The sequence below is a fragment of the Dendronalium sp. ChiSLP03b genome, from assembly GCF_034531165.2.
Classification (GTDB): Bacteria; Cyanobacteriota; Cyanobacteriia; order Cyanobacteriales; family Nostocaceae; genus Dendronalium; species Dendronalium minutum.
Genome location: NZ_JAVRBR020000119.1, coordinates 121,915 through 129,333, shown reverse-complemented (window position 1 = coordinate 129,333; position 7,419 = coordinate 121,915). Strand labels below are relative to the sequence as shown.

Below are 7,419 nucleotides of genomic sequence, written 5' to 3'. Positions count from 1 at the left end.
CTTAAGAACGCTGACCTAACTGCTGCTTAGTTTCTACTTCTTTTTCAACTATTCAACTTAACTCAGCCTCTAAAAGAAGTTGAGTAACTTTCTCTTGCCTTCTATTCATTGCTGCTAAATGCCAATTAGTCCAAACTCAAGGAATTAATTACACAATGTCATTGCGAGTGCAACGAAGTGAAACGAAGCAATCGCAAGGGTTTGGGATTGCTTCACTTTGTTCGCAATGACAGTAAATATTTTTGTCCAGCTACTTATACAATTCGTAATTCGTAATTCGTAATTCGTAATTAAGAAAGTCCCATTTAGTCTAGGTTTCTGGGTTTGGATCTGTATCATTATTTTTGGGAAATGGTATTACTATTTCACGAAATTCCTAATACAAATCGCTTTTCTTGCTCCCCCTGCTTCCCCACTCTCTCAATTGGGCTACTTAGTTGATTGCTCTGCGTTAGTCAAACTGGCGATCGCTTTCACCAACACCTCTGGATCTACTGGTTTGGATACATGTAAGTGAAATCCTGATGCCAGTGCTTGCTGCTGATTAATTTCTCCGGCGTAAGCTGTCAGGGCGATCGCTGGTACTTGTCCTCCCTGTTGGGGCGATCGTTGTCTCACTTGCCGCATCAGCATATAACCGTCTATTTCTGGCATCCCAATATCACTGATTAAAACATCTGGTATTGACTCAGACAGCGATTGCAGTGCCTCTTTTGCTGATGCTACGGCAGTGACTTGCACGCCATACTCTTGCAGAATAAAGGATACTAAGTCTCGGATATCTGGTTCATCGTCCACTATGAGAATTTGCATATCTGCCAGCAGTCGGGGTTGAGGTGTAAAAGGTACAGGTTCTTTCTCCTCACCTCTGACCTGTTCGCTTCTGAGCAACAGTGGTAGCCTGACAGTGAAGGTTGCACCTAATCCTTCTCCTAGACTTTCTGCTTGAACTGTTCCCCCATGCAGTTCCACAACCTGACGCACAATCGCTAGTCCTAAACCTAGTCCACCAAATTTGCGAGTAGTTGTGCCATCAGCCTGACGAAAGTAATCGAATACATAAGGTAGAAATTCTGGTGTAATTCCTTTACCTGTATCGCTGACTTGAATTTGAGCTTGGTAATCAACTTCTGCTACTCGAATTTCTACTTGTCCTCGTGTTGGTGTGAACTTGACTGCATTGGATAGTAGATTCCAAATGACTTGCTGAAGCCGATTCGGGTCGCCCATAACTTGCCCCAAAGAAGGGTCAATTATGGTTTTAATTTTAATCGACTTGGCTTCTGCTGCTAGTCGCACTGTCTCGATTGCTGCTTCTAGCACCATTACTAAGCTGACGGGACAAATGTTTAGGCTCAATTTTCCTTGGAGGATGCGAGATACATCCAATAAATCTTCGATTAATTGAGTTTGTAATTTGGCGTTACGTTCTATAGTTTCCAGGGCACGATTAGTAGTTGGGGCATCAAATTTACGAGAGCGTAGCAATTTCGACCAACCCATAATCGGATTGAGTGGGGTTCGCAGTTCGTGGGAGAGAACGGCTAAAAACTCATCTTTAATTCGGTTGGCACTTTCTGCTTCTTTTCGTGCTGAACGTTCTGCTTGAAGCAAGCGATTGCGTTCTTGTTCAGCTCGTTTGCGTTCAGAAATGTCCAGTACAATGGCAACTCCATTTTCTTGGGAATCATTGAGTAGTGCTACCCCCAGCACAATCGGCACTCGCTTACCGTTGCGGTGGACGTACTCTTTTTCATAAATCCGGGAAACACCTGTTGCTTTCACTTCTGCGAGTGCGCGATCGTCCAAATGCTCATACTCTAAAGGGGTAAGTTGTCTCCAATTTATTTTCCCCAAGGCGGCAAACTCATCACGAGTGTAGCCTGCTAGTTGTAAGTAAGCATCATTGGCATCGGTAATGATGCCATCCACAGACCAAAAAGCCACTCCGACCAAATTGGACTCAAACAAGCGACGAAATTTAGCTTCGCTCTCGCGTAATGACTGTTCTACCCGTTTGTGTTCTGTAATATCGCGAGAGATAGTAATCACACCATCAATTCGGTCAAAATTTCGCAATGGGGTAAGGATATATTCATAGTGATGCGTCTCATCTGCTAAGATACATTCCCACTCATCCCTGATTGGCTCCCCAGTTGCCATCACAGCTTGGCGTTGATTTTCTACTCGATCTATAAAGTCTGGGGGTAAATCCAGTTCTCGCACAGTCTTACCAATAACATCCTCGTGTTTGCAGCCTAGCATGGCGGCTCCACCATGACTAACATACTGATAGCAACCTAGGTGATTAAAAATAAAAATACGATCGACAGATGCGGCGAGGATAGCATTTAAAATATATGCCTGTTCTTGAACCTTAGTCGTCAATTGGCGCGTGCTTTCTGTTGCCTGCTTGCGGTCTGTAATGTCCATACAAACCCCAATCATCCGCACCGCCTGTCTCTGCTCATCATAGAAAAATTGTCCCTTGGCGAAAATCCAATGTACACTTTCATCTGACCACACAACACGAAATTCATCGCTGTAGTCAGTTTTTTCTTCTAAAGCATGGGTGATAACTTGGATTACAGATTGCCTGTCTTCTGGATGAACGCAACTGAGAAACGCCCCAAAAGTACCTGCAAAACTTCCTGGTACTAAGCCAAAGAGCAGTTCATGATTTTCCGACCAAATAACTTTATTGGTAATGATATTCCAGTCCCAAAGACCCATGTGGGCAGCATCTAGCGCTAGCCTCAGCTGTTCTTCACTTTCCCGTAGAGCTACTTTTACCTGTTGTCGCTCTGCATCACATCCAGCAACTTGAAGATTAAGATTTTCGTCTTTGGTTGCTAGTTTCGCATTTAATTCAGTAATTTGCTGTTCTAGGATTGCTTGCCTTCGCTGATACTGTATTTCTGATTGCTCTAACTCGGCAACACGCTGTCGTAGAGTTGCTAACTCATTAGTAAGTTCACAGATAGTTTTATCAACGTCTGGCATCTGCAATTAACCCATAATAAACAATACCATCTTAAGTGGTATGCGCTCCATATGTCTGATTGAGTATGAAGTTTTTAAATAAAAAATTCAATCTCTCGCGAGATATACACAAATTTCATCCAAAAGGCATAAAATTTTCAATTATATCTATATCTTAGGATAATATTTCGTGCATTTACGCTTTTTAAATGTATCAGTAACTAATCAATTGTTGACTGTCAATAACCAGATGCAAGGTATGCGACATTATCTCTTGAGACGTATGAAAGCCATACCAATAAATAATCCAATAAGCTGAGTCCAGTAGGCAATACTAGGTGCATTTACACCAGCAGGAGGAATATTTAAACTGCCGATCCCGTAAAACAGCTGTTGAATAAACCACCAAAAGACATAGAAAAAAGCTGGCAACTCAATAGGGATATAGACGATTATCAGCGGTAAAATAGTATCAATTTTAGTTTGGGGAAACTTCATGACGTATGCGCCTATAATAGCTGCGATCGCCCCATTCGCTCCAATTATTGGTACTGTCAAATTTGGTTCAACTAGAATTTGTGCTATACCTGTCAAGATACCAGCAGCCAAGTATAATGTTAGATATTGTCTAGTGCCTAGAAAATTTTCTACAGTTTTGCCAAAGACCCATAAAAATAGCAGATTTCCCAAAATTTGACTAAAACTGCCATGGAGAAACATCCCAAACAGCAGTGAAAATAAACGCCAGAAAACAACTATCCAAGCTGCTGGATTAAATAATGCATTTGTAATTGCCCCATTAATCTGAGCGGGAATTATACCCCAACTACTAACAAAATAACCTAATTCCCCACTCAGTTCTAGTTTGAGTTCCCATAAGAATACGGCAATATTAATGCCAATCAACCAATAATTAATAATTGGCTTACTACGAGTGCGAATGTTATCACTAATAGGAATCATGAAAGTTAATTGTCAGTTGTTAAAGAGTGCTGAGTAGAGACGCGATTAATCGCGTCTGTACAAGAGTTAGAAGTTTTATCTTTACTTTCCTCCCCAGCCTCCCCAGCTCTCCCATCCCCCCATCTCCCCCCAAACCTGTGGCAAGATTGGAAACAGATCGCAATGAACTCAACTGGGTAAACGAGATGTTAGGAAACACACTTGTTGGAAGATACCAAATTATTAGCCACTTGGGAGGTGGGGGATTTGGTGAAACTTTTGTCGCTTCTGATACTCACTTACCCGGAGTTCCTCAATGTGTTGTCAAGAAACTCAAGCCTCAAGCAAGCGATCCGGTAACTTTAGAAACAGCTAGACGGTTATTTGATACAGAAGCACAAGTGCTGTACAAATTAGGTACTCACGATCGCATCCCACAACTTTTAGCTTACTTTGAGGAAAACGCCGAATTTTATCTTGTACAGGAATTCATCGAAGGGTATGACTTGAGTAAAGAATTAGTTCCAGGAAAAACCTTCAGTCAAATTCAGGTGATTTTGCTGTTACAAGAAATATTAGAAATTTTAGAATTTGTCCATCAACAAAAAGTAATTCACCGCGATATTAACCCGCGAAATTTACTCAGACGACAGGAAGATGGCAAGTTATTTTTAATTGATTTTGGGGCAGTTAAACAAATTACTACCCAGGTGATTACTCCTGAAGGTCAAACCAAATCTACTGTTGCTATAGGCACTCCGGGATATATCCCAGGAGAACAAGCTCAAGGTACGCCAAAATATAGCAGTGATATCTATGCTCTGGGCATAATTGCTATTCAAGCATTGACTGGATTATCCCCTGAACAACTAGAAAAAGATGCCGAAACAAATGAAATTATTTGGCAAAAACACACTACAGTATCACCAGAATTTGCTCAACTTTTAGACAAAATGGTGTGTTATGATTTTCGGGAACGTTATCTTTCAGCAACCGCTGCTCTACAAGCGCTGAAAGAGTTGACGCAGCCAGCATCTGGTACTATCGCCTTGTCTCCTTCTTTGCCAGTAAAAAATTATCAAGGCAGTAAACACAAAAAGGGATTATTAATCAAGCTATTATTAGCAATATTTTTAATTGGAGCCAGTGGGGTAGCGTCTATATTTGTTGTTAACAGTATCAATGCTAACAATGCTACAGAGTTATCTAAACAAGGCAATACACTTTTTGAACTACAACGCTATCAAGATGCACTAACAGCTTATCAAAAAGCAGTTGATGTTAGACCAGATTATGCTCAAGGATGGAACGGTCAAGGGAAAACATTATTTGCATTAAAACGATATAAAGAAGCATTATCCGCTTACGATAAAGCAATACAAAATCAGCCAGAGTATGTAGAAGCGTGGAGCGGTAGAGGTTTTGCTTTACAAAATTTACAGCGATATTCAGAAGCGATCGCTTCTTTTGACAAAGCTTTAAAATTACATAATGACTATCCGGAAGTCTGGAATGCTAAAGGCGAAGTTTATAGTAGTTTAAAGCAATATGACAACGCAATTAAGTCTTATGATAAAGCGATAGAATTTAAACCCGATTATTACGACTCTTGGTATCGCAAAGGATTAGCACTGCATAATTTACAACAGTATGAAGATGCGATCGCAGCATATGATAAAGCTCTGGGAATTAAACCAGATTTTGAGCAAGCTTGGTATAATCAGGGTAATGCTTTAGTAAATTTAAACCGCTACGAAGATGCTTTCGTAGCTTATGATAAAGCGGTGCAATATGAGCCACAATATTATCTAGGTTGGTTGTCTAGAGGTAATGTTCTCGTTACATTACGACGCTATCCAGAAGCAATTGAATCATTTAACCAAGTCATTAAATACAATCCAAACAACTATCAAGCTTGGTATAATCAGGGCTGGGCGTTGCATCAAACTCAACGCTATGAAGAAGCTGTGCAATCTTATAGTAAAGCGGCGGCAATAGATCCGAAAGATTATCAAGTTTGGTATAACATGGGAAATTCCCAATTTAATTTACAGAAATACGAAGCAGCGATCGCATCATATAATAAAGCAGTTCGTTATCAACCAGACTCTTACGAAACTTGGTACAGCAGAGGCAATGCTTTCTTGAATTTGAAACGTTATAAGGATGCGATCGCATCTTATGACAAAGCAATTAAATATAAGCCAGATTACCAACAAGCCATTAATGCCCGTAACGAAGCGCAAATTCAACTACAGAGTGAAAATTCAAAGCCTGTAATCGTTCCCACCTTACCAAGTCCTAATTCCACGCCAGAAAACCCCGAACGCTAAGAGTTTATACTATTTAAGACAAGACCTGAGCATTAAACAAAGACACTAAGCGGCTTTCAAGCCTATTCCCTATTCCCTGCTATAACACTTTACGAAACACAATCTTATCAGCGCCTGCCGTGTAGAAGTCTCGGATGCAAGCTTCCTCCTCGAAGCCGCACTTCGCGTAGAACTTCCGCGTGCGCTCGAAGCTTGCTAACGTTTCCACCAGTAGCATTCGCCCACCCCGCGCCTTTAAAGTTTCTTCAACGTAGCGCAGCAGTTTTCCACCGCGTCCTTGTCCTTGGCAGTCTGAGCGAATGGCGATTAATTGTAGGTTCCACGTCCCATCGGTCATTCGTTCAGGCTCGCAGTAGGCCACTCCCACCGGCCCGTCTTCGTCATCGTCGTCGGTTATCCAGAAACAATTGCTGTCGGTGTTGCCACCGAAGTAGTCAGCCAGCATTTTGTCCAGATACTCAAGTTCGTTCGGCTCGAAACCAATTGTGTTAGCTACGGCAATCAGCGCCGCTGTATCTTCGGGTTTTGCAGGTCGTATCATAGAGAACTTCAATATATGCATGACGCATATATTAACTACCAGATTTGCTTGATGTCAATATGCATGACGCATATAATTTAGGAATGGAAAACACTAACCTAGCAAATGTAGTGGGAGCTTTGGCCCTTGCCTTGACAGATTCAATCGCCCAGTCGGTAGAGCAAACGATCGATGATGCGGGGCCGGCGGCTGAAGCTCTTTGCTTGGTCAGACATGCACCTAGGATACCGATTGAACAATTGCGCCGCACCCTTGGGATGTCGCATCCAGGTGCAGTGCGGCTGGTAGAGCGGCTAGAGAAACAAGGATTGATTCTCCGGGAACGCTCCTCAGTCGATCGCAGAGCCGTGGAGCTGAAATTGACCCAAGAAGGGGAAGCTTTGGTGAGCAAGATGCATCAAGCGCGCCTAAAGGCACTTGAGGAGGCGATCGCTTGCCTATCCCCAAAAGACCGCCTGCATTTGTGCCGCATCAGTAACCAAATCTTGTTTTCCCTGACAAAAACGAAAGATAGTGCCTTAACTATCTGCCGTTTATGTGATGAAACAAACTGTTTGAATTGTCCAGTAGGTAGACGTTACAGCGAATTGACTTAATGAGGGCGAATGCAGATTGACGTAT

Annotated in this window: 5 protein-coding genes; 2 read left to right on the top strand and 3 right to left on the bottom strand. The window is 42.0% G+C overall.

From position 1 onward, the window contains the following. Positions 1 to 429 precede the first annotated feature (429 nt). Both RMY31_RS26965 and RMY31_RS26960 read right to left on the bottom strand, forming a co-directional pair. Positions 430 to 3,003: a PAS domain S-box protein gene (locus tag RMY31_RS26965; protein WP_322664329.1), complete on the bottom strand. Its 2,574-nt coding sequence runs from the start codon at positions 3,001 to 3,003 to the stop codon at positions 430 to 432. Positions 3,004 to 3,249: 246 nt separating this feature from the next. Next, entirely contained in the window at positions 3,250 to 3,945 is a 696-nt protein-coding gene (locus RMY31_RS26960) for a rhomboid family intramembrane serine protease (RefSeq protein ID WP_322664327.1), read from the bottom strand. A 185-nt stretch (positions 3,946 to 4,130) separates the two neighbouring features. Between RMY31_RS26960 and RMY31_RS26955 the strand changes: the two genes are divergently transcribed. Continuing rightward, the gene (locus tag RMY31_RS26955) at positions 4,131 to 6,257 is read left to right on the top strand and encodes a tetratricopeptide repeat protein (protein ID WP_322664335.1); all 2,127 of its coding nucleotides are present in this window, start codon (positions 4,131 to 4,133) and stop codon (positions 6,255 to 6,257) included. A 79-nt stretch (positions 6,258 to 6,336) separates the two neighbouring features. On the opposite strand, the gene RMY31_RS26950 is transcribed toward RMY31_RS26955, so the two are convergent. Continuing rightward, a complete protein-coding gene (locus tag RMY31_RS26950) occupies positions 6,337 to 6,798 on the bottom strand; it encodes a GNAT family N-acetyltransferase (RefSeq protein ID WP_322664325.1) in 462 nt (153 codons plus the stop codon). Between the two features lie 59 nt (positions 6,799 to 6,857). Here RMY31_RS26950 and RMY31_RS26945 point away from each other — a divergent pair, with 59 nt between their 5' ends. Beyond that, a complete protein-coding gene (locus tag RMY31_RS26945) occupies positions 6,858 to 7,394 on the top strand; it encodes a MarR family winged helix-turn-helix transcriptional regulator (protein ID WP_409878548.1) in 537 nt (178 codons plus the stop codon). Positions 7,395 to 7,419: the final 25 nt, after the last annotated feature.